This is a genomic window from Pseudoalteromonas sp. 1CM17D (genome assembly GCF_023161805.1).
Classification (GTDB): domain Bacteria; phylum Pseudomonadota; class Gammaproteobacteria; order Enterobacterales; family Alteromonadaceae; genus Pseudoalteromonas; species Pseudoalteromonas atlantica.
Window position 1 is genome coordinate 182,053 of sequence record NZ_JALNTP010000003.1, and the last position, 23,836, is coordinate 205,888.

The 23,836-nt window shown below is 39.2% G+C and carries 17 protein-coding genes and 1 pseudogene; 13 read left to right on the forward strand and 5 right to left on the reverse strand.

Going from position 1 to position 23,836, the window contains the following annotated elements; genetic code table 11:
• Window positions 1-14 precede the first annotated feature (14 nt).
• The 3 genes from MSC25_RS07325 to MSC25_RS07335 form a co-directional block, all read right to left on the reverse strand.
• Window positions 15-1,283, reverse strand: coding sequence for a signal peptide prediction (locus MSC25_RS07325; protein ID WP_248443012.1), 1,269 nt, complete (start codon window positions 1,281-1,283; stop codon window positions 15-17).
• Window positions 1,284-1,385: 102 nt separating this feature from the next.
• On the reverse strand, window positions 1,386-2,306 hold the full coding sequence (locus MSC25_RS07330) for a diguanylate cyclase (RefSeq protein WP_248443013.1): 921 nt from the start codon (window positions 2,304-2,306) through the stop codon (window positions 1,386-1,388).
• Window positions 2,297-4,426, reverse strand: coding sequence for an EAL domain-containing protein (locus tag MSC25_RS07335; RefSeq protein WP_248443015.1), 2,130 nt, complete (start codon window positions 4,424-4,426; stop codon window positions 2,297-2,299). Before MSC25_RS07335 ends, MSC25_RS07330 begins: the two co-directional genes overlap by 10 nt.
• A gap of 518 nt (window positions 4,427-4,944) precedes the next feature.
• On the opposite strand from MSC25_RS07335, the gene MSC25_RS07340 reads away from it, so the two are divergent.
• From MSC25_RS07340 to MSC25_RS07360, 5 genes and pseudogenes are all read left to right on the forward strand, one after another.
• Window positions 4,945-5,463, forward strand: coding sequence for a hypothetical protein (locus MSC25_RS07340; RefSeq protein ID WP_024606121.1), 519 nt, complete (start codon window positions 4,945-4,947; stop codon window positions 5,461-5,463).
• Between the two features lies 1 nt (window position 5,464).
• Window positions 5,465-6,352 (forward strand): Kiwa anti-phage protein KwaB-like domain-containing protein, encoded by an 888-nt coding sequence (locus tag MSC25_RS07345; RefSeq protein WP_024606120.1) that lies wholly within the window; start codon window positions 5,465-5,467, stop codon window positions 6,350-6,352.
• A gap of 322 nt (window positions 6,353-6,674) precedes the next feature.
• On the forward strand, window positions 6,675-7,301 hold the full coding sequence (locus MSC25_RS07350; protein WP_076920512.1) for a hypothetical protein: 627 nt from the start codon (window positions 6,675-6,677) through the stop codon (window positions 7,299-7,301).
• A 135-nt stretch (window positions 7,302-7,436) separates the two neighbouring features.
• Window positions 7,437-7,574, forward strand: a pseudogene (locus MSC25_RS07355) (transposase); the annotation flags it as partial.
• Between the two features lie 527 nt (window positions 7,575-8,101).
• A complete protein-coding gene (locus MSC25_RS07360; RefSeq protein ID WP_248443016.1) occupies window positions 8,102-9,637 on the forward strand; it encodes an ISNCY family transposase in 1,536 nt (511 codons plus the stop codon).
• Between the two features lie 97 nt (window positions 9,638-9,734).
• Here the strand turns inward: MSC25_RS07360 and MSC25_RS07365 are convergent, their stop codons facing one another.
• Window positions 9,735-10,589 (reverse strand): hypothetical protein, encoded by an 855-nt coding sequence (locus MSC25_RS07365; protein ID WP_139336348.1) that lies wholly within the window; start codon window positions 10,587-10,589, stop codon window positions 9,735-9,737.
• Window positions 10,590-10,892: 303 nt separating this feature from the next.
• Here MSC25_RS07365 and MSC25_RS07370 point away from each other — a divergent pair, with 303 nt between their 5' ends.
• The 3 genes from MSC25_RS07370 (at window position 10,893) to MSC25_RS07380 (ending at window position 14,259) form a co-directional block, all read left to right on the forward strand.
• Complete coding sequence (locus MSC25_RS07370) at window positions 10,893-12,599, forward strand: AAA family ATPase (protein ID WP_076920515.1); 1,707 nt, start codon at window positions 10,893-10,895, stop codon at window positions 12,597-12,599.
• A complete protein-coding gene (locus MSC25_RS07375) occupies window positions 12,599-13,462 on the forward strand; it encodes a hypothetical protein (protein ID WP_076920516.1) in 864 nt (287 codons plus the stop codon). Before MSC25_RS07370 ends, MSC25_RS07375 begins: the two co-directional genes overlap by 1 nt.
• Window positions 13,463-13,794: 332 nt before the next feature.
• Entirely contained in the window at window positions 13,795-14,259 is a 465-nt protein-coding gene (locus MSC25_RS07380) for a nuclear transport factor 2 family protein (protein ID WP_248443018.1), read from the forward strand.
• Between the two features lie 82 nt (window positions 14,260-14,341).
• Here MSC25_RS07380 and MSC25_RS07385 read toward each other — a convergent pair whose 3' ends face one another.
• On the reverse strand, window positions 14,342-14,557 hold the full coding sequence (locus tag MSC25_RS07385) for a hypothetical protein (protein WP_004587424.1): 216 nt from the start codon (window positions 14,555-14,557) through the stop codon (window positions 14,342-14,344).
• Window positions 14,558-15,432: 875 nt separating this feature from the next.
• Between MSC25_RS07385 and MSC25_RS07390 the strand changes: the two genes are divergently transcribed.
• The 5 genes from MSC25_RS07390 to MSC25_RS07410 all read left to right on the forward strand — a co-directional run bounded on the left by MSC25_RS07390 (window position 15,433) and on the right by MSC25_RS07410 (window position 23,832).
• Entirely contained in the window at window positions 15,433-17,160 is a 1,728-nt protein-coding gene (locus MSC25_RS07390; RefSeq protein WP_248443019.1) for a DUF4856 domain-containing protein, read from the forward strand.
• Between the two features lie 85 nt (window positions 17,161-17,245).
• Complete coding sequence (locus MSC25_RS07395; protein WP_248443021.1) at window positions 17,246-18,520, forward strand: imelysin family protein; 1,275 nt, start codon at window positions 17,246-17,248, stop codon at window positions 18,518-18,520.
• Between the two features lie 8 nt (window positions 18,521-18,528).
• Window positions 18,529-20,763, forward strand: coding sequence for a TonB-dependent receptor (locus MSC25_RS07400; RefSeq protein WP_248443022.1), 2,235 nt, complete (start codon window positions 18,529-18,531; stop codon window positions 20,761-20,763).
• 10 nt (window positions 20,764-20,773) lie between these two features.
• Window positions 20,774-21,814 carry a sterol desaturase family protein gene (locus tag MSC25_RS07405; RefSeq protein ID WP_095206724.1) on the forward strand — a complete coding sequence of 347 codons (1,041 nt, stop codon included), beginning with the start codon at window positions 20,774-20,776 and terminating at the stop codon, window positions 21,812-21,814.
• A 110-nt stretch (window positions 21,815-21,924) separates the two neighbouring features.
• Window positions 21,925-23,832: a DUF1800 family protein gene (locus MSC25_RS07410; RefSeq protein ID WP_248443024.1), complete on the forward strand. Its 1,908-nt coding sequence runs from the start codon at window positions 21,925-21,927 to the stop codon at window positions 23,830-23,832.
• Window positions 23,833-23,836: the final 4 nt, after the last annotated feature.

The window sequence follows — 23,836 nt, forward strand, 5'->3', positions numbered from 1 at the left end:
ACCAAACGACGTCCTTAAGCATTAAGTAGTTCATACCATTTATCTAAACTATAATCGTAATTTTGCATTACGGTATTCCACACAGCTATATTTGAAAAACGTTTAATATAACTTCCACCATCGCGAGTCTGGCCAGCTTGTACAGAAATTTTACCATCCGTTCCAATCAGCTCAGTGGTTGCTTCTTTTCCCTCGTACCAATAATCCCACTCAGGCTTAGACATTAACGGCTGGCTACGCTGTGGGTTAGATATATAGTAACCTTGTCGAGCAATAAAGGCTCCAGGATAACCAGATAGCCACCAATTCATATATTCATAAGCCGCATCTTTTACATGCCCCGAGGTATTAGCAGATAAACACATAACACCATGCCAAGCACGATACCCTTCCTTCGGGGATGCATTGACAACAGGGATACCTTGGCCTCTACAGGCACTCACACCCGGTGAAAACATACTTTGGATATTCACGCGTTTTGTCTTCATAAAATCCACTGACTGCGGTACTGATGTCCAGAAACCAGAAAAGTGGCCTTGCCTTTTTTTCGATAATAAAATTGCAAACAATTTATCTATTTCGTTAATACTCATGTTGCCAATATCGTTAAAAGTCATCAGGCCTTGGCCCTGAGCAGCAAGCGCAGCATCAAATATGCCTATTGTTGGGGCATTAACAAGGCCCACTTTTCCTTTATTTTTATCATCCAGCAACCAAGACCAAGACTCTGTTTCATAGGCTTGTCCTTTTTCGATGTAATCGGTGTTATAGCCAAATGAGTCAACATTGTGGACATATGGCATAAAGCTTATTTTTTTTGTAGGTGTACTTGCTAATGAACCATCATTTTGAACAAATAAAATTTTGTTTGGTGCATCACCTGCACCTAGTTTGGCAGAGGGGGTTATTTTGCCTGTTTTAGTAAGGTCATTAATTTCATTCCAGTAAACAAGCCTATCTACGTCTATTGGTTGAATAGCACCAGCTTGCCATAGGATATTGATTGAATCTGACCACTGTTCATAAAGGTCAAAAGAAGTTGGATCCGCAGCAGCTTTTTGTAAAACAGCAGCACTCCCCATAGGTATAAATTGTAAATTTATACCTAGCTCTCGCATGGCTCGCTGACGAAGCTCTTCTTGCAGTGTAACGTGAGTGCCCATGACGCGCAAAGTTGTCACTTTTCTCGCAAATACATAAGGCGCTTTGAATGCGAGTGTTGATACCGCTGCTCCTGCACCCACTGTACGCAGGAAGTGTCTACGATCAGGTGAATAATTCATTATTATTTATCCAATACCAATTTACCTAAGAGAAAAGTATAGACTAAACAATAAAAAAAACAGCAAATTAGCTCCTCATAATTAAAATTACAAGGAGCCAAATTAAACAACCTGTAATTTATAGCAATTACGGCCATCTCGCTTGGCGCAATATAGTTCTTCGTCAGCCAATGAAATCAACTTATTAAGCCCCATTGTGCTCTGTTTCTGACTTGTTACTCCGCCAATACTAACAGTAACGTGCCCAATGGATGATTGACTATGCTCAATATTTGACTCATTAATTTGTAGAATTATTTGTTTGCATACGTGCGTCATCCCTTTAATGTCGGTATAAGGTAGAACAATCAGAAACTCCTCACCTCCAAATCGAATCGTTACGTCATGAGGCCTTTTTAGCGTATTGGCAAACACGTCTGCAATTTGTTTTAAACAAATATCACCTTGAAGATGACCATAATGGTCGTTATAAAGTTTAAAATGATCAATATCGATCATTAACACACTAAACGGCTTTTTGTCACGCTCAGATTGTTTCAGCGAATTACAGACTTCTTTTTCTAGATAGTGACGATTATAAAGTCCTGTTAGAGAATCTTTATAAGTTAAATCCATCAACACTTCCAAGCGCAGCTTATTCTCTACATGATTTGTAGTTCGATGTATTAGCGTTGAAGCAATTACTGGTTTACCAATAAAGTCTGCTGCACCAGCTTCCCAACAAGCATTCTGAGAATCAGTGTCATAAGTTGCAGTAATAAATACAATAGGAACGTGCTCAAACAATATATTCTGCTTTAACGCTCTGCATACATCTAAGCCACTAATGTCTGGCAAATTTACATCCAGTAAAATGAGATCTGGGATATTGGATTTGCAATAATCTAACGCTTGTAAGCCCATAGCTTGTGTTTCGACTTCAAAGTAATCTTCCATGATAGCCTGTAGTGAAAAACGAATTATTTCATCATCATCAACAATTAATATTTTACATTGCGTTAATGGCTTAAGATCTAGGTGCATATATTTCCTTTATTTTTGGCTTGAGTCAGCACCTCCATCATCTCTAAAAAGGGCATTGGTTTACCTAGCAAGTATCCCTGACCAATCGCACAACCTAGAGATTGTAACTTCTCTCTTTGTTGGCTTGTTTCAATACCTTCAGCCACGATCTGTAAGTTCAAAGAATTGGCTAAATCGATAATTGCAATAACAATATCAAGCGATTGAGAATCAGTGAGCATATCGCGCACAAAAGACTGATCAATCTTCAGCACATCAAGAGGAAATAGTCTCAAATATGACAGACTAGAATACCCAGTGCCAAAATCATCAAGCGCAAGGCTAATCCCCATATCAGCGATCGCCTGTAATTGCTTTATCGTTTGTTCAAAATTATCAATCAGTGCTGATTCGGTTACTTCCAGCTCTAAATAACGACTTGGTAGCTTAGTTTTTTCTAATATCGATGCAACCGTATCAACCAGCGAAATACCAGTGAATTGTTTAGCTGAAATATTAACAGCGACTTTCTTTGGGTATCCTGCATCAAGCCACTTTTTAGCATCAATACAACTTTGCTCCAAAACTTGTTCACCTAAACGGTAAATTAGTCCTGATTCTTCGGCATATTCAATAAAATTAAGTGGAGATATAAATTCTCCAGTGTCATCTTTTAGCCTCACTAATCCTTCAGCACCAATAACGTCGTTAGTCACTAAGTCATATTTTGGCTGATAAAGCACAACAAGATCATTGTTATCTAGCGCGTTGCGTAAGCAATTACCCACTTTTAAACGCTTAGTCATTTCAACTTGGAGATCATGACTAAAATAATAATAGCTATTAGCGCCTTCTTGTTTTGCTTTATACATTGCTGAATCTGCATGACGAAGCATTTCCTCGACACTTGATGCATCATCAGGATACACACTTATCCCCAAGCTTGCTGAAAGGACATGTTGTTCATCAGCTAATCTGAAAGGTTTAGCAATGACATCTAGCACTTGACTAACAAGCGGTTCAAGACCGAATGTATCTTTTTCATAGGGAACAACAAGTGCAAATTCATCCCCACCAACTCTTGCAACAGTAATATCATTACATGCAAATTTATCAAGGCTATGACCTATATGGGCAATTATTTCATCACCAATATGATGCCCTAACGCATCATTTATGTACTTAAATTTATCTAAGTCAAGAAGCAACAGGCTCACTTTTGTATTATTAAATGAGGCTCTAGCTATTCCTTGAGTTAATCTGTCATGCAACAATACGCGATTGGGTAATGCAGTTAGTTGGTCGTGATGGGATAAATAAGTCATTTGAACTGACATAGCAAGAACTTCGCTAACATCTTGAAAAACCATTACTGCACCACGCTTATTACCATCTTTATCTAATATTGGAGCCGCACTATCTTCGACTCGGTACAACATACCTTGCCGACTAATTAACTGTGTGTTTATAGCCATAGCAACAGGCCGATTTTCCTTCAGAGCAACTGATAAAGGATTTATAGAAGGTATTTTAGTTGAGGTATCTCTCAGTATCATCACTTCTTCAATATGCCGCCCTCTAGCCGCAATTTGTGACCAACCGGTTAGACGTTGCGCTACTGGATTTAGGTAAGTTATACACGCATGCTCATCAGTAGAAATAACACCATCAGCAATAGAGTCTAACGTGATCCGTAAGTGCTCTTTTTCAGCAGCCAAAGCTGCTTTAGTGCGCTGAATAGTTTTTTCTTGAATTCGAATTTTTGCATGGTTTTCAACCCTCATTCGGCATAAAGTTAAATTCAAAGGTTTAGATATGAAATCAATAGCTCCAAATGAAAGCGCTTTTTGCTCGATTTCAGGATCATTATGAGAAGTGATGACCAAAACGCGTAAGTCAACAAGGTGAGGTCTTTTTTGTATTTCGAGTAATATGTCAAACCCACTAACATTGGGCATTTCTAGATCGAGTAAAAGTATATCTGGTATAAACTCTTCAATAAGAGCGATGGCATCCTCACTTTTATTACATGAACAAATAACCCCAACATCATCCAGAACATGCTCTAGTTGCAAGGTGTTGATCTCTTCATCATCTATAACAAGAATTTTACAAAGCTCTGCCATATAACCACTCTTCATAATTAAATTTCCTAAGATAATTAAGAATAGCTAATCTTTATAAAAAGCGACAGGCTCTCATTTAGGAAAAAATCGATCGCAACCATCCTAGATGGTTTCAAACTAAGAACATACCAAGACAATTTATTAAAAATTAGTTTTTACACAGTCTGTGCCATGAGCAGTCATTCATGATTAACTCGTTTCTGTCCAGAGGCAAGTTATAAATGTAACTCGCCTTTGCCCCATTGCGAGTTAACGACAAAGCTCTATGGGAGGCTTTGAGTGAAGCTGACGTTCATCCTTATTTATATTTCCATAATCCTTAAATTTCTTCCACAGTCAGGAAAACGAGCCAATAGGTCATGTTCGTCGTGACCACATTTAGAGCAATATGCTGGTAATTACTTCCTAACTTTGCTATCAATAGCCATAGGACAAACGAGACAGATTACGGTAGAAAAACTACCTAATCGCTCGATATTAAATTGTTAGCATGCAAATCGAGTTCAATCATAACTTAGAGCAAAGGAAATAATGTGTTAAGCACACTTGCCAAAATTTTACTTACTAGCACAGCAATAGCTCCTGTAGGCTTTACTTATGCGTGGGTAGCTTGGTTTAATGACGAAAAAACATTTGCTAGCTTGGCTATTGCTGCTTCATTATTCCTAGTACTGGTTTGCATCTGGATGCTTCGCTATGCCAAAAAGAACCTAGAGCGGTTCAATTTTTCTGTAGCGACTGTTGAAGCTGCTGATCGCGAAAATATGGGCTTTCTTCTTTTATATTTACTACCGCTTTTTACCGCAAGTTTCACGGCATTAAACTGGACAGTCTGGGTTCCAACATTATTAATATTTGCCGTGATAACCAGTACTGGGTATAGCTATCACTTCAACCCTCTTCTAGGCATCATGAAATGGCACTTTTATAAAGTAGGTACACCAGAGGGTGTAACTTACGTACTCATAACAAAAAAAGAACTTAGGCATGCTAGCCAACCCTTAACAGTGGCTCAGCTAACAGAATATATAGTTATCGATGTAGAGGAATAAAATGACAGCACAGCAGAATTTTTTTGCGTTTATTAAGGACGATAGCGGCAGCTGTCAAGTTAAACGAATTAGGGTAAATAATCCACTTCAGTCAGAGCTAATTCAAATATTTGAAGATCAGCGAGTCTCCTTTGAGCAAGGAGTAGATACTGAAGTGGATTTTAATGGTGACTGGAAGCCAGACGCGAATGAAGTCCTCACTATTGATGATATTAGTGAATCAACGTTAATGGCGAATGCAATCAATGCAAATGCATCATCTTTTACGGACGTGAATATTTCCAACTTCTCAAATGAGCCGATAAAGGCAATATTTACAGGCATTACTACAAATGGTCAAACTAAAGTGTTTGTTCAAAAGTTTTCATCAAGACAGGCTCTTTCGCTAAATCAGCTCCCTATAATAAAGATGCAAACTGGCAATACGTTTATAAAAACTACTGATGATATCTTTACGATTGATAATAAGTTAGTAGCAATTATTGAAGGCAATAAAACAAAGTTCAAAAGTTTCCACAATGCTCGAATGGTTTTCGATCTGTCAGAGTTTTATCGAGAGGCAACAGACGAAGACTTAACTCAGATGTCGCAACATACTTCATTGGAAATTACTGATCTTGCAATTTTTATCTCAGAAGCTGATACGCAAGTAAGAAAGATGGCGCACTCCATTAAGAGTTCGGGGGTGTTAGATAACTATACTGTTATCCAAATATCCACTGCTGCGGCCAATTTTCCTGACATTCCAGTCGTTGTAAATAATGGCAAAATAGCATTGCCAAGTGGCAAAAAAGAACTCAAAGAAGTACTGCACTTTTTATTAGAAGATATATATAAAGGGCCGTTGTCTGGTAGCGATTACTTAACTAACTCTAAACGTGTTCGGTAGCATGCTAACAAGTCACTGCACTTGGAAATTTTACTCGCTTCGCCCCAAAATTCCGGTTAGTGAAGCGTTACCGAATAAATACTCAAAGTTGTTTTTGTCCATAGACGGGTTATGTATATAAATCGCCTTTGCCCCAAGACGTGTTAAAGTAATTACTCTATAGGTCGGCTTTGAGCGAATAGCAGACATTAAAAAATTAAATTTATTCCTATGTTTTGAGTAGAAACCTAATTTTGTCCAATAACATTATTAAACGCCGTTTTGGTGTGTTATAAACCACCACAATGGTGTTTAATAGGCTGTTAGGCCTCTAAGGATAGATATGAGTTACGACGAACATGATGCTGCAATGGATGATTTTTATGATCGTATGAGTGAAGAGCTTTATCCTGATCATAAAGAGCAAGCTATCGATGAATTCATTGAAGAAAGGATGCAGTCCTATTATTTAAAACATCCTCATCTAATAGAAGCTCCGATTGTTAGTTATCATCACGCAAATGAGCTTTTACAAATATCTCCTCGCTCAGCATTAATTATGTACACAACAGCAATCGAACTATTTTTAAAAGTTGTTTTGTTAAAGCCTGTCCTATACGGCATGGTGCATAACGAAAGCGTAGCAGAACTAATTGTTGGTTCTACTATTGGTCAATCTGGTTTTGCTAGATATAACAAATTACTAAATGCACTGTGTTCACATGCTGCCGATATTGAGTTATCCGATATCAAAGGTATGAATGGAAAGCCAATTTTGTCAGAAGCCGAAGATGTACAAAAAATTAGAAATAAAGTGGTTCATCAAGGTTATGTTTGTACTGTAAATGAAATGGGATTGGCAAAAAATATTGCATCTCTAATTCTTACAGAGGTTGTTGAACCGGTCTTAAATAACTTGAATTTGGTTATTAGTACAGTAGATTCAAGGTTTTGCGTAATCAAGGCCTAACAAATGAAAATTGCAAAATACAGACTAAAACTTGTTGATAAATTAAAAGTATCCATAGATCGCAGGCTGTCTGGACTTCCCATAGTTTGCTAGACACCATTGAGTTACATTGTAACTTCTAATAAGAGGTGTTTTATGAGTAAAAGCAAACGTTATACTCAAGAGTTTAAAGAAGCGGCGGTTAAACAAATTACTGAGCGTGGATATTCAGTTGCAGAAGTCGCTGAGCGATTAGATATTTGTACCAAAACGTTATATCACTGGCGGAGACAGTTATCTGTAGTCGCAGTTAGCAACAACAAAGGCAATAATTTTACGCCAAGCAAAGTTAAATTCCATATCGACCATTTTTTTGTTGCCAATGATACATGTGATTTAAACCTATGTTCGTTATAAATCATTTTTATCAAATTGTGATTTAAAAATCCATATTTTATGAATCGTATGGAGAGGAGTATTGATTTATAAAGTGAAGATGTATAAATCAAATTAATCCTTTTGGGCAGGGTTGAGTTATTTAAACGTCCGCTTTGTAAAAATGTTTAAATCGTTGTAAATGATAGCGATCATCTATTGATAGCTTAAAGTTGCCTGTCAGGTGAAGTCCAAACTTATTCATAGAAACTGTAAGATCAGATATGAGCTACTACAATTAAAGGTGTTAACACCAAGCGACTTTGTCGTATCTTAATTACCAAGCGATTCTGTCGTAATCGCTAATTACCAAGGGAATTTGTCGGTCACTTTTTTACGTGTCTGTTAGTGTTTTGTTTTTGGAATACTAATAAGGCATGTTGAGGATGATTGTGATGGATTCAAAAGCTCAACTCACTGTTGATATTATTGCTAAAGTAGCAGAAAACAGAATAACAATTGGCAATGCAGCAAAGTTACTTAACAAGTCACGACGTACAATTGAACGCTACGTCAAACAATATCAGCAAGTCGGTATTCAATTTGCTATTCATGGTAATCGTGGCAAAGCCCCGCCAAATAAAACACCAGTATCAATTAAAAAAGCCGTGCAAACTCTGATTAAAGAAAAGTATTTCGACTTGAATCTGCTTCACTTAGCTGAGCAGTTAGCAATCAATGAAAACATCGTAGTTAAGCGCGAGACCCTACGAAGTTGGGCGCATGATATCCACCATGTTAAACGCGCTAAACGAAGACGTAGTAATGTTCGCAAACGCAGAGAACGCATGGAAGCTCTGGGATTAATGATGCAAATGGATGGTAGCCCTCATCGTTGGTTTGGTGATAAAAAGCACTGTTTAGTTATCATGATTGACGATGCTACTAGTGAAGTATACGCCGAGTTCTTTCCTTCAGAAACGACCGTAGGTTGCTTAAAGGTAATGCGAGAATGTATTGAAACCCAAGGTGTGTTTAAAACGCTTTATGTAGACAGAGCTGGTATATTCGGCGGGCCAAAGCGTTGCAACTTCTCTCAAATGCAACGCGCCTGTGAAGAATTAGGTATTGAAATAATTTTTGCTAATTCACCACAAGGTAAGGGGCGTGTTGAGCGTGCGTTTGATACCTTCCAAGACCGATTTGTGCCGGAGCTTAGGTTAAATAATATCAATGATATTGCTGGGGCTAATGCTTACCTTAAACATGTCTTTATTCCTCAATACTGGCAAACTAAAATACAAGTGAAATCGAAACAACGTTCTGAGTTCACACCATTATCAAAACACACCAACCTAGACGATATCTGTGTCATCAAAGATCACCGTAAAATACGTAATGATCATACCTTCAGCTATGACAACAAATTTTACTTGATTGATTCACCGCTCAAATACTCGATTGCCAATCAAAAAATAGAAATTAGAAAAACGAGCAAGAAAGAGTTTACTGCTCACTTCGCTGGACGACAGCTTAAAATATCAGAGGTAAACGAACCAAGTAAACTTGCATCAGAAGACTTGGCTGTACAGAAAAAGCTTGAAGTATTAGCGCTAATTGAGGAGCTTGGAAGTGTCAGTGCAGCCTCACGTCAAAGTGGCGTATCGCGAGATACTATTCACCGTCACTTAAAGCTGGTTAAGCAAGGAGGGGCTGATGCTTTAAAACGTCAAGAGACTCCAAACCTGCGACATAAAAATTGTGTAGATCAAGCGATAGAAGATGCGGTTGTGCAATTCTCAATTGAGCATCCACATCTTGGTCAACAGAAAGTCGCAATGAAGCTGACTGAGTCACTTGGTGTTGATATTAGTGCAGGTGGTGTGCGCAGCATGTGGCTTAGAAATAACTTGAACACTACCGCACTGAGAGTTGAAAGATCGCAAGTGTTACAAAAAACCGCACAAACTGTAGCCAGTTAAATAACTGGCTGGTATGCTATTTACGTCAAAGTCGCTCGGTAATTAGACCGACATAATCCCTTGGTAATCACACTACTACAATTAAAGGGATATTTAATTATATTTCGTTAACTTGGGAGCTTTTTTGCCTCAGCTTCCCTAATTTTTCAAAGAAATCATTTTCTTCTAATCTGTCTATAAGGATGTCGAATATTTCGTATAAGTTCGAATCATCATTATCTAAACCCGTCAAAAGCAGAAACTCTGTTGATTTATAAATAACTTGAGGAATCTGCTGTGCCAAGTCAATAAATGCTTCCTTATCATGGTATGGGGCCCAGTAATTAGGTTCTGCTTTAAATGGTTTTACACTTAAAAATGATAATAACTTAAAAAAAGCCATTTCTGCAGTCAATTCACCTTTATCAGCTTTATCGATTAATTCAGACCCAATGCAATCCATCATAGTTAATATTTGATGAAACAGTTCATAGCGATCAACTGAATATTCCAAATATTCGACGGTGTTCTTTGAAAATAGCAAATCATATAAGCCCATTGCATTTACATCGATAGTATCCGTCTGCCCCACAATTTTTAAACTTATACTTTCGGATTTGAGCCAGTTTTCAAATTGAGTTCTATGTTCAAAATAATGTTGAAAAGTTTGGCTTTTTCGAGCTAACTGGTAGTTGATTTCATTCTGTGATATTGACATTGCTCTTTGTTTCGAACCGTGGAAGCGTCCAATCATTACACCCAAAACTATTGAAATAGATGCTATACCTAAAGGAAGTGTAACGGCTGTCAAAAAATATTTATATCCTTCCACACTAATTTCGAAATTAAGAGCTGGGATTAGTAAGATTACTAATAAGATTGACACAATACATGGTGTAATTGTAACCCACCAAAAAATAGCGTTTTCATGTAGTGGTTTAGTGGGAACTATTGAAAAGTCAAAATATTTCAAGGTTTAATTCATCTTATAAAATTTGTGAGAGCGACATAAATAAAAGTATTAGTTCCTCATGCTACCACAAAATACAGTCTAAAAAAGATAGGTCGTGAGACAGGTGCTTTGATAACCCTATTTTGTAATTATGCTTTAGAAAATTTACAGTTAGCAATACTTAAAGTTTTTTGTTAAAACTATCCAGAACAAGGTTTAAGTTTAAGCGCGACGTCTTAAAAATTACACGAGTCACATAAATATTAAAGTCTTATACGTTCAAGTACCATATCCTCAGGCTCTTATTAAAGGATTAGATAATAAATGAAAGTGTTTTACCAGAAAGGTATCAATTGGCGCGCGACTCCTGCGAAGCTCCCATCTGAAAATACCATGCTTTCTCTTTCGTTCAATAATTGGGATGATTATGGAGTAAGTACAACCCTTAATGCTGTCTTATATGTTGATGGGAAGAGTTTTCTCGATTTTGAACTCAAATTGTTAATTGAAGATGATAAATATTCACCAAAAAAATTAAATGAGCTATGTGAAAGTGGGTGGGATGGTTTTTTTCCTATTCCAGAATTGAATTATGTATCGGTCCCCAGTGATATTGATCTTTATAATTTTTTAATTGCAAAGATTGGAATTGAAGAAGCTAAGAATACTCTTACATCAATAAGGGATGCGGGTTATTTAAAAAATATTATAGGTGATCAAGAAGCTGTCAAACTAATTGAACACGATGACTTTTCTATATCACCGCTTCGAGAAGGAGGGGCAAGGAAAGCATACGAAGACGGATGGAAGGTGTTTAATGCAGAGGTATCGAGCATTAAGGATTTCACGCTTAATACAATTAAAAGAGATGGGTTAATCGAGCCAATTTGTTTTAAGTTTAATTCTAACTTACTGCCCTACGATATTAATGTTCTTATTGGTGAAAATGGAATAGGAAAATCTCATACATTAAAGTCTTTAGTTGAATACTGGCTAGGTGTTGAACGAGGAAGCAAGCCTTCCCTTGCTAAAAGTCAGCACGAACCATTTGATCACTACCCAAATATTTCTAAATTAATTCTTATATCTTATAGCCCGTTTGAGGAATTTACGATTGATTTATCAAAAACAAATTTGAAAGATAAAGATGCTTATAAATACTTTGGTTTTCGTAAGATAATTGAGGATGTAGATGGGAATCAGAGAGTAGGCATTAGTCGAAATCTACCAGCAAGCGATTCTGTATCGTCAATATTGACGTCAATACATGATGATTTGAAGTTTGGCTCGCTAACTAATTGGACGCATAAGTTCGAAACTATATTATCTGTTTTGATGTCAGCTATTGAGTTTGATTTTGTCGCATTTGAAATAATTGAAAGTTTTGAGTTATTTAATCAAACTCCAGATTTCTCTGAGTTTTTAGTTGGTGAAGACAAGAAACATCTTAAAATCGACGGTCATGTTATTCAGAAAATAGAAGAATGGAATATTGATTTAAAAAGTTGTATTAAGTTTGATTCTGGCGCTGTCTTTATCAAAGACAATAAGGCAATTGAAATCAGTTCTGGGCAAAGACTGTTCTGCTATATTGTGGTAAATGTGGTTGGGCAAATAAGGAAAGATAGTTTAGTTGTTATTGATGAACCTGAACTTTTCTTACATCCGGCACTTGAAATTGAGTTTATTGCGTTGCTTAAAAAAGTTCTGAAAGCCTTTACATCAAAAGCAATTCTGGCTACTCACTCTTTATCTATCACTAGGGAAGTTCCTGCTAAATGTGTGCATGTTTACCGAAAGCAGAATGATAACGTCGAAGTGGAATATCCGCCTTTTGAAACATTTGGTGGAGATATGCAGAGAATTTCATCATATGTTTTTGGTGATAACTCGATTACTAAACCATTCGATACGTGGGTAGAAGAGCAGCTAGGAATATATGGCGATCCTCAAGACATTATCGATAGGCTCGGAGGTGAGCTTAATGAGGAAATGTTGATGAAATTGCTGAATTCAAGGAAGCCTAATTAATGGTATCTAAAATACGGCTTCCCGAAGAGGACTCTCTCGAAATTTTGAGAGGGATTATAAGCGAAAGACAAAAGTATAAAGTATTTTACAATCGGATTACGAATGATCTTATAAACCAAGCTGAAATGTTTATAGAGCATCATGGAAACCCATTAGGGCTTATTCCTCTTGACATGAATAACTATACAGATTCCGCAGAAGAGGCTCGTAAGCGAAAAAAATCTTTGATAGGGCTATACACACCTAAATGTGAAAAGTTACCTTTTGATCAACTAGAGATGATGAGGAAGCATAATGGACTAGTTGTTTGTCCTAGCTGTGGAGAACCTGGAAGACCTAGAACGCTTGATCATTACCTTCCTAAAGATATATTTCCAGAGCTATCTGTTTTGTTATTAAATTTGACGCCAATGTGTGATTGGTGTCAAGGTGAGAAACTCACAGACTATGTCACTGAAGATGGCCAAAAGAGATACATCCATCCATATTTTGATGACGTAGATAGACCTTTGTTCTCAATAACATTTGCGCCACCATTTTCTACTCCTTCAATAGATATAGCTGTTAAGGAAGAAATACCAGATGACTTAAGTTTATTAGTTGAGTCTCATTTGGAGGGCGTTGATTTTCTTACTCGTTTCAAAGAGTACTTTAAGACAAGGTATATAAGCGTCTTACGTAGAGCTCATAATTGTCGACAACGACCTGAAGAAAAAAACTTTCGGGATACTCTAGCTCTATTTCTGGAAATGGAACAGGAAAAATCCATCAATTCATGGGATGCAGTACTATACAGATCTATTCTTGAAAATGGTGAGTTAATGGAATACCTAGAGAATAGTCCATTACCGGGTAATTTATAGAGTATGCTTTTTTAGTTCAACTTAACAGTGTCAATGAGTCATCTTTTTTATCAATCTTTTGTCAATCTGAGTTGAAAATTATAGCGTCAATATTAATTTCTATTTTTTCACCGCTAAGTCTATATTTAAAGGACTTAGAGTCTGTCAAACCATTATACAGTTGCATAGTAACAAGAATTTTTGGCCCGACGATCCAGCCAACAGCGTGGCAACCAATAGAGTAAAAAGCAAAATGTAGGTTGATTAACTTAAAAGTATTTGTTTTATTTTTGAGCATATGAATATAGTGTACCTATATATAAATCTATACTTTTAACTACAAGGAAGAAGTGATGAAACGACTATTTACATTAGCTTTGCTATTAGTGAGTACCTTTTCGGTTAATGCTGAAAAGGCGCTGGACTTAAATAAATTTGCACAACATTACTACAACACAATGACCGCCACGCAAGCGCCTAACGCAAGTGAAAAAGAGCTTGAAGCCTACCTTAATTTATTAACAGACGATGTAGGCAGCCAGCACATACCGTATCAAGTAGATGACTCTCGCACTGCCGATGGCAAAAAACTAATGCGCAAAGGCATGAGCTTTTACTTAGGCGCGCATACCCACTATGAAAGTGAGCTACTCAATACTTTTATATTTAACGATAGCGGTTTTGCGATTCGTTATAAAAACCACGCTAAGGGCATTCATCCGCAAAGTAAGCAGCCAATCGAGTACACATCAGTAATGATGGAAGTAATAGAAGTTGAAAACGGTAAAGTGGCGATGATCCGTAAATATCACGAATAAAACGTAAAGTGATAAAACGCGCTAGCCATTAAAGCAAAGCTAATGGCTAATTGGGCTGTAATAGCTTTTTGTTGTTAAGTGCTTAAACTTCTTTACCACCGTGCTGCTCTGCTAAATCATCTAGCTCGGCAGAGGTGTAATCAAACCCGCTTTCATCATACTCGTAAGTGACTTTTACACTGTCGCCGCCATTAAATAGGCGAGTTTTAACTTGGTTTACGGGCCAATCTTTTAGTACATGCACAAAGCGGTTAGCAACTTGCGAGGTTTCAAAGCGGTAGCGAATTTCTGTTTTCATAAAAAGGCTCTGTTATTGTATGGCTTAGCTAAAAGTGAGTAGTAAAATTACACTATTTAATGCATTACCACCTCTCATAATCTCTTGGGTGTGTTGATTTTTGTGGTTGAATTTGCGGCCGTATGTTTGGTTTTTAGGCAAGGCAGAGCCTATGAAACTTGGTTATTCCCCATAAATAGGCGATAACGCAGTATAAAAGCCAAACATGGGCTGCCCATTGGGTTCTTTCTAGGGCGATAAACTATTCTTAATTGGTTTTTACTTATTCTTACATGGATGTAAGTCATTAAAATAACGCAGAAGCCGTTATCGAGCCTACTAAGTTACAAACCACACGCCGTGATTTAATCCCCCCTAGATTGAACAAATTTCTATCCGCCAAGGTCAACACACCCTAGTATACCTTTAATCAATACGCTGATATAAGCCTCTAAAACAGTAAGTGAAGCAAAAAACCACACTTAAACGCTATAAGTGGTGCGTTTTTAAAATAAATAATAATTATTACAAATAGCTTTTATATCTAAAAAGTTAATGTGATTTTATTTTTACGTAATGTTCGCACTTTGCATTAAGCCGCAGTGTTCCTTTCTAAAAATACTTATCTAGTACAAACCAAGCATTGTTATAAGTTTTTGATAGTTAATTACTTTAATAAGTAGATTAGCTTTGTACAGCGAATGTTTTGCTAAGCAATTTACGTGTTGTTTAGCTATGTTAAATAGTATTTTTGCCGATCTCCCTTTGTTCTAAAAACTAAAACTATTTTAAAAATAAAACAAAAAAGCAACATTTAGGTTGATTGTTAGGTATTTGTAATTAGAATAGTCGCTATTACAAATAAGAATGATTCACATACAATATTAGGATTCAACATGAATTTGCGTAAATCTCTCCTTGCTAGTGCAGTAATTACTGCAACTATGGGTTTAACTGCGTGTGGCGGCTCAAGCTCTAGCGATAGCACCGAAACACCAACCACTCCAACAGTGACTAATTCGGCACCTACCGCTATTAGCTTATCAACAGCGGCTGTAACAGAAGATGAAGTAGGCGCAGTAGTCGGTACTTTAAGTGCAACCGATGACGATGCAACAGGCATGGTATTTACACTTTCTGATGATGAACAGTATTTTGAAATTAATGACAGCAATGAGCTCACGCTTAAAAGCACGTTAGCGCTTAATGCTGAGCAAGTAGAAACAATTGATGTAACAGTTACTGCAACCGATGCTGGCGATTTAAGTTTTACACAAACACTGAGCGTATCTGTAACTGATATTGAAGCGCAAGATGGCGTAAACGTTTACGAATTTGCCTCAACAGTTAATGCTAGTAATTCTGCGGTAAGTTACACAGGCCAAGTGGCTCGTCATGCACTTTCGGCGCAAATTAAAGCTTACATAAGCTTATTAAGTGTTGATTACATTGAAAGCGAAGGCTTAACGGGCGATGCCGTTAAAGCGCAGTTAATGGCTTATTGGAGCGATTACGAAGCCGTAAAAGATAACAGCTTTTTGTTTATTGATGGCGCAACTACATTGCAACAGTCGTTTGCAGAAATTTCGAATTCAGGCAAAACCTTAACAGGTAAAATTGCCGGTAACGATGCGTCTAAAATGGAAGAAGATTGGCTAACAGAAGGTACATTTGAAGGCTGGAGTGACTTTGGCACTCAAGCAAAAACACCAGAAGGGCTTATTTTTCATTACTTTGATTTACTTGCCGCTAATGTAGATGCAATTGCAAGCGGTACACAATCTGAGGATGTAAACGGTAATGACATTACTGCGGCATACATCACAACAAGTGGCCTTGATTTAAACCAGCTTATTCAAAAGCACACGCTAGGTGCGTTAATGTTCTCGCAAGGCACTGACGATTACCTAGACGAAGGGCTTGATGAAGATAACACCGATGCAGCAGCCGATGGTACTTACAGTACTTTAGAGCATCAATACGATGAAGGTTTTGGTTACTTTGGCGCAGCACGTCATTATTTAGAATTTAGCGACGAGGCTATTTCTGATGGTAGCGCAAGCGCTGATATTGATGGCGATGGCAAAATTGACTTAGCGAGTGAATACAACTGGGGTAACTCTACCAATGCAGCTAAACGTGATAAAGGCGCGGTAATAGCAACTGACTTTAGCAGCGCAGCAATGACGGCGTTTATTGCGGGTCGTAAAATTATTAACGATGCTGCACCAAGTGCATTTACTGATGATCAAAAAACGCAGTTATTAGCACAACGTGATATTGCTGTAGCCAATTGGGAAAACGCAATTGCAGCCACCGTTGTACATTACATCAACGACACATTAGCCGACATTGATACAGTACAAGGTACAGAGGCAAGTGCTGACGATTTTGCTAATTTAGCTAAACACTTTAGTGAAATGAAAGGCTTTGCACTGAACTTTCAATTTAACCCATTTTCACCTTTTTACAGCGACGATAACGCAGGTAAATTTGCCGAGCTACATACATTACTCGGTGAAGCGCCACTGCTAACAGATGCATACAAAGCGCAGTTAGTAGAGGCACGTGATTTGATGCAGGAAGTTTACGGCTTTGATGCTCAAAACGTTGAAAACTGGTAATAACCACCCGTTTTAGCACCAAGGAAGGTCAGCCCACGGGCTGGCCTTTTGCCGTTTAATTTTCAAAGTTTTTAGGGTTGAAATAATGATCAATTATGCAAAAAAAGGGGTTGTGGTTGCAGCTACTGTATTAACCCTTAGTGGGTGTGGTGAAAGTAGCTCAAGTAGCACAGGTAGTGATTTTCAAAGCAGTGATAGCGGGCAAACTACTACGCCTGCGGTTACAGAGTTTGATGAAGCACAACTCGTTGCTAACTTAGTCGATAATGTAATAACACCGACGTTTGTTTTGTTTAATCAACAAGCACAAACACAAACACAGGCCGTTGAAAATTACTGCCAAGCTGAAATACAAAGCGTACAAGAAAGCTCAGAAGAGGCCATTGCGCTGCGTGCTCAAGCACAACAAGCCTGGCTAGATACTATGGCGGGTTGGCAACAAGCCGAAATGATGCAAATGGGGCCGCTTCTTGATAACGCAGGGCAGTTACGTAACCAAATATATTCATGGCCTACTTTTAGCCGTTGTGGGATAGACCAAGACGTGGTGTATAACCAAGACGGTGTTATTAACCAAGATCAAAATCGCCCCTATGCCATTAGCGAAAGAACAGCAACACGCCGCGGCTTATTTGCAATTGGGCATGTGTTGTTTAACGAGCAATTAGCGCATCATTGTAGTGTGGCAAATGACGCCCTTGCAGATTGGAATAACCGTACAGATTTAGCGCGTCGTCAGGCTCGTTGTGAGTTTGCTGTGGTGGCAAGTGAAGATGTTTTAAGTTCGTCAGCGCAGTTATTACAAGCTTGGCAAGGGGATAGCGGTTTTGCTAACGAATTAAAAAATACCGGCCAAAGTGGCTCTCGCTTTAGCACAACTCATGAAGCACTTAATCATATTAGCGATGCACTGTTTTATATCGACACAATAGTAAAAGATAAAAAATTAGCAGAGCCGATTGGTATTTTTTCAAATTCGTGTGGCGCATCGGCGTGCCCTGAAGATGTAGAAAGCCTAGATGCGAAAAGCTCTTTAGATAATATTCGTAATAACTTAGCGGCGTTTGAAGCGTTAATTATGGGTAACTTAGACGCTGAGCAAGGAGGCACTGGCTTTGATGACTTTTTAGATGCAGAGCAAGCACAGGCTACTAAAACACGTTTAGTTGAAGGAATAGCAGCCCTTAAAGCCACTTTAAATAGCATAGATAGCTCGCTGGCCGATTTGCTAATTGATAACGAGCAACAGGTACGTGATGTACATGGGCAAGTGAAAGTGCTGACCGATGAGCTAAAAAATGACTTTATTAATGAGCTAGCACTTGAGCTACCTACCACCTCTGCAGGCGATAACGACTAAGGGCGACAATGAAATACAATAAACTTACAATTGCATTGCTTATGGCCGTAAGTTGCCAAGCAGTGGCAGAGCAAAAAAACGAATTAGAACATATTCAAATTATTAGCCATAACGATAAATTGCGCACCGAAGCAGGCTCGGCAACTTTAATTGGCGAAGCGCAACTTGAACAATTTGAGTTTGATGATATTCATCGTATTTTATCGCAGGTGCCTGGGGTAAACATACGCGAAGAAGACGGCTTTGGGCTAAGGCCTAACATTGGTTTTAGGGGCGTAACCCCTGAGCGTAGTAAAAAAATAACCATTTTAGAAGATGGTGTTTTAATTGGCCCTGCGCCGTATTCGGCACCGGCGGCTTATTATTTTCCGCTTACTACACGCATGACCGCAGTTGAAGTGTTTAAAGGCCCAGCAGCCATACATTATGGCCCGCAAACGGTGGCGGGTACGCTTAATTTAGTGTCGCGCCAAGTGCCTGATGACGCCAGCGGTATGCTTGATATTTCAGCAGGCTCTGATGGCTATAAAAAAGCGCACGCGTATTATGGTAATCGCCAAGGGCAGTTTGGCTTTTTAGTTGAAGGCGTTCACCTAGAAAGTGACGGTTTTAAAGAGCTTGATGGTGGGCAAGATACTGGCTTTGAAAAAGACGATTTATTAGTTAAATTAGATTACACACTTAATAGCGAGCAGTTTAAGCAACGCTTTGAGTTAAAGCTGGCCTATTCAGATGAGCTTTCTAACGAAACCTACCTTGGGTTAACCGAAGAAGATTACCAGCAAACACCGTATCGCCGTTATGCCGCCAGCGGCCCTGCAAATATGGACACTAAGCATACGCAAGTGATGTTTACCCACCAGCTTAGCAGCGACAATTTTGCCCTTACAACCCGCGCCTATCGCAACGATTTTGAACGTGCGTGGCTTAAACTCAACGCGGTTACTAACAGCAGTGGTAGTTTGTCGGATATTTTGGCAGACCCAACACGCTTTGAGCGTGAATACAGCGTTATTAGTGGCCAAGCCGATTCGGTTCAAAGTGGTGAAAGCAATGTGTTTTTAACCATGGGAACGAACGACAGAGCCTTTTTCTCACAAGGCATACAGTTTGATGGTGATTGGCAAGTCGCTGCGTTTGGGCTTGAACATTCACTCTCATTTGGGGTGCGTTTTCATCAAGATGAAATAGAGCGCGATCACTTTGAAGACACCTACGCCATGGTTAACGCGGTTAACACCCGTACAGACACCGCGAGTGTATTTACCACACAAAATACCGAATCTACCGATGCGTGGTCGTTATATATTGAAGACAAAGTAACCTTCGATAAGCTAACTCTTGGTTTAGGCGTGCGCGGCGAGTTAATGGATATGTCGTATCAAAATGACGCCCCTGGACAAGAAAACGATTGGCAAGATAAATCGAGCCGTATTTGGTTACCTGGTTTAAGTGGCTTTTACCAATTATCGGCCAATGCAGGGTTACTTTTTGGTGTACACCAAGGGTTTGTGCCCTCAAGCCCATCTAGCCCTGTACGTGAAGGAGATGAAGAGTTTGAAAAAAGCGTAAACTATGAATTTGGTGGCCGTTACAACAACGGTAACAGCCAAGTGGAAGTAGTGAGCTTTTTTAATGATTATTCAAACTTAGTAGAAAGCTGTGGCCAGTCAAACTGTGGAATCGAAAACGAAATTGACCGCGAGTTTAGTGGTGGGGAAGTGGATGTATGGGGCGTTGAGTCTCAATTTGCACACACTTACGCATTAAATAAGCACATTGATGTGCCGGTACGCTTAACTTATACCTACACGCAAAGTGAGTTTAAAGAAGAGCTATTTAGCGAATTTACGCAGTGGGGGCATATTCGCCCGGGCGATCATTTACCGTACTTGCCTAACCATCAAGCTGCGCTGAGCTTAGGCCTTGCACATAACGATTGGTCGGTTGATGTATTAATAAAATACACCTCAGAAATGCCAGAGGCTGCTGGCGTAGCTTATACCGCAGGTGAGCTTGGTAACACCACAGGGAATGATTTTTCATTACCGTTGGCAGGTGTCGATGTACCCGCAACAACAGTGGTAGATATTGCTGCGCGCTACGAGCTTGATCAATATGGGCATATTTACGCTAAGGTAGATAACCTGTTTGACCAAGATAACATTGTTAGTCGTCGCCCATATGGCGCGCGCCCGGGTAAACCGCGTAGCGTAGCCGTGGGTTACAAATATCAATTTTAAGAGGTAAGTTATGCTCGAGACTATATGGCAAACGCTTCTTCAAACGCCAAATTATTTGTTTGATGCCAATAAACGTATTTTTATTGGCTATAGCATTGCGGCGTTAGTGATTGCTATGTTGCTGTATTTCTCGGGCCGTGCGCAGCAAAAAAAGCGCACGTGGCGTGGGTTGGGGCGCTATTTATTTAGTAAGCGTATTTGGCTGAGTAAAAGTGCCAAGCTCGACTACCAATTATTAATTATAAACCGCTTACTTAAAGCCGCGCTGTGGGTGCCTATAGTGTTAACTATGGTGCCTGTTGCTATTGGTGTAAGTGATGCCCTGCAATGGCTTTTTGGTGAGCGCGCAGTATGGCAGCTGCCAAGTACTGTGGTGTTAATTATTTTTACCGTTTTATTGTTTATATTTGATGATTTAACACGGTTTTTATTACATTTAGCACTGCATAAAGTGCCGTTTTTGTGGCATTTTCATAAGGTACATCATAGCGCGTTAGTGCTCACACCAATGACCATTTATCGCAGCCACCCGTTTGAAAGCTATTTATATGCCTGTCGAATGGCGTTAGCCCAAGGTTTTGTGGTGGGCGTTTGTGTGTATTGCTTTGGCCGAAATTTATCAATGTTAGATATTTTGGGGGCTAATGTATTTGTATTTGCCTTTAATGCTTTAGGCGCTAATTTACGCCACTCACATGTGTGGTGGAGCTTTGGTAAAAAAATAGAAAATTGGTTAATTAGTCCAGCTCAGCACCAAATTCATCACAGCGATAATCCAAAACATTTTGACCGTAACCTAGGCTCAGCGTTAGCCATTTGGGATAGAGCCTGTGGCACGCTGATAAAAGCGCATCAAGTAGGTAAAATTACTGTAGGCGTTGGCAATAACGACCGGGGGCACAACAGTGTAATGGATGCGTATTGGCGGCCAATTTACGAGAACCTACAAACGCCTTGGCAACGTGTGGCTAAAGCCGCTAATAAGGTGAACGTTTTTAATAAAAAAAAGCCCATTATTGAGGTTAATATTAACGACAAAACAGCTAAATAGCGCTCGGTTACAAAAAATAAAAGGTTAAATTGTAAATTTTGTGTTTCAATAATCGTATCAAACTCGGTACATACACGCGTACCTTCTTTAATTTACGATGACGATTTAACATGCATTACAAATCAGTTTTATTAGCAAGTTGTGCTCTATTGCTAAGCGCCTGTGGTGGCTCAGGCGGCGATGACACGCCCACCGTCAATTCAAATAAAATTCCTACCTTATCGGTTGTCGACATACCCAGCGAATTAACTAAAGGCCAAACCATTGAGCTAATTGCAACAGCAAGCGATGAAGACGGCACAATAAGCAGTGTGGTTTGGCAACAAACCGCGGGCACCACGTTATTGAATGAACCATTAGATGCGTTAAGTACCCGCCTTACTATACCCGCTGCGCAAAGTTATGAGCCTATAACGTACTCATTTAGCGTCACAGCCACCGATAATGAAGGGGCAACAAACACGCAAACCGTTACATTTGAAGCCAAAAACAGCATGGACATACACAGCGCCGCTAGGTTATTACACCAAGCTAGCATGGGGCCAACGCTTGCTGAAATAAACAGTGCTCAAGGTTTAAGTGAGCAACAATGGCTCGATAACCAAATAGCACTGCCAGTTAGCTACCATCGCAACTACCTGGTAAAACTTGAAGATGACGAAGACTTTAAATATATAAGCCGAATAGATGCATGGTGGAAAGCGGTGCTACAAAGTGACGATCAACTACGCCAACGCGTTGCATTTGCACTGAGTGAAATATTGGTCGTATCGGATGAAAATAGCGATTTACGTGCGCAACCAGAGGGCATGATCACTTACTACGATTTATTGCTCAAACATGCGTTTGGCAATTTTAGAGAGTTACTCGAAGAGGTAACGCTTTCGCCAATTATGGGCACGTACCTAAGCCATTTAGGGAACGAAAAAGCTGATGAAGCACTTAATATTCGCCCAGATGAAAATTACGCCCGTGAGGTTATGCAATTATTTACCATTGGCCTAGATGAGTTAAACCTTGATGGCACCGCTAAACTAGATGCAGACGGTAATAGCATAGCAACTTACGGACAGGCTCAAATACAGGGGTTTGCGCGTGTATTTACAGGCTGGACATTTGCCGGCAGCGAAACCTTTAAACGCAAAAGCCGTGATTATATAAACCCTATGCAAGCTTACAGCGAATACCATTCGAGCAAAGAAAAAGTACTATTAAATAATGAGGTTATACCGCCAGGTTATGGGCCAGAGGAGTCGCTAAAAATAGCCCTCGATAATTTATTTAATCACGATAACGTAGCGCCGTTTATTTCTAAGCAGCTTATTCAGCGGTTAATTACCTCAAACCCTACTGCGCAATATGTAGAGCGCGTTGCACGTGTATTTAACGATAATGGAAGCGGTGTACGAGGCGATTTAGCCGCAGTTGTTAAAGCTATTTATTTAGATGACGAAGCACGCCATTTTGGCAGTGTACTTAGCTATCAAGGTAAAATTAAAGAACCACTTTTAAAAACCGTGCAGTTTTGGCGAAACCTTAATGCGAAGTCGCAGCAAGGTTATTATAAAACGTGGAACTTAGTCGATAGCTATGGGCAAGGCCCCATGCAGTCGGGCTCTGTATTTAACTTTTTTAGACCCGATTACCAAAGTGCGGCGTTACGCACCCAAGGTTTGGTAGCGCCTGAATTACAAATAGCCAACGATGCGACTTTAATAGGCACAATGAATGCCTTATTTGCAAGTTTGGTTTGGAGTACAGCCGAAGCGCATACCGAGTTAAACCCTGCAGGAATTTATGTTTATGTACAAAGCGATATGGATTACTTGACGCAAAATGGCATTAGCGCACTGATAGAGCAATATAATACCCTGTATTTTGCCGGCAATATGAGCGCTGACACTACACAAGCTTTGCTTGATTTAGATGCCTACTTTGACGAGGATCAGTACCGCGTGAGGGTTTCTTACTTGTTATACATGATTGCTATTTCACCTGAATTTAACGTGCAGTATTAGGAGC

Bases quoted from the DNA above. Each gene is read 5' to 3' on its own strand.
- MSC25_RS07325 (WP_248443012.1), bottom strand. From the start codon at position 1,283: ATGAATTATTCACCTGATCGTAGACACTTCCTGCGTACAGTGGGTGCA.
- MSC25_RS07385 (WP_004587424.1), bottom strand. From the start codon at position 14,557: ATGAAAACAGAAATTCGCTACCGCTTTGAAACCTCGCAAGTTGCTAAC.
- MSC25_RS07370 (WP_076920515.1), top strand. From the start codon at position 10,893: ATGAAAGTGTTTTACCAGAAAGGTATCAATTGGCGCGCGACTCCTGCG.
- MSC25_RS07380 (WP_248443018.1), top strand. From the start codon at position 13,795: ATGAAACGACTATTTACATTAGCTTTGCTATTAGTGAGTACCTTTTCG.
- MSC25_RS07375 (WP_076920516.1), top strand. From the start codon at position 12,599: ATGGTATCTAAAATACGGCTTCCCGAAGAGGACTCTCTCGAAATTTTG.
- MSC25_RS07345 (WP_024606120.1), top strand. From the start codon at position 5,465: ATGACAGCACAGCAGAATTTTTTTGCGTTTATTAAGGACGATAGCGGC.
- MSC25_RS07360 (WP_248443016.1), top strand. From the start codon at position 8,102: ATGATTGTGATGGATTCAAAAGCTCAACTCACTGTTGATATTATTGCT.
- MSC25_RS07410 (WP_248443024.1), top strand. From the start codon at position 21,925: ATGCATTACAAATCAGTTTTATTAGCAAGTTGTGCTCTATTGCTAAGC.
- MSC25_RS07350 (WP_076920512.1), top strand. From the start codon at position 6,675: ATGAGTTACGACGAACATGATGCTGCAATGGATGATTTTTATGATCGT.
- MSC25_RS07335 (WP_248443015.1), bottom strand. From the start codon at position 4,426: ATGAAGAGTGGTTATATGGCAGAGCTTTGTAAAATTCTTGTTATAGAT.
- MSC25_RS07330 (WP_248443013.1), bottom strand. From the start codon at position 2,306: ATGCACCTAGATCTTAAGCCATTAACGCAATGTAAAATATTAATTGTT.
- MSC25_RS07400 (WP_248443022.1), top strand. From the start codon at position 18,529: ATGAAATACAATAAACTTACAATTGCATTGCTTATGGCCGTAAGTTGC.
- MSC25_RS07395 (WP_248443021.1), top strand. From the start codon at position 17,246: ATGATCAATTATGCAAAAAAAGGGGTTGTGGTTGCAGCTACTGTATTA.
- MSC25_RS07405 (WP_095206724.1), top strand. From the start codon at position 20,774: ATGCTCGAGACTATATGGCAAACGCTTCTTCAAACGCCAAATTATTTG.
- MSC25_RS07390 (WP_248443019.1), top strand. From the start codon at position 15,433: ATGAATTTGCGTAAATCTCTCCTTGCTAGTGCAGTAATTACTGCAACT.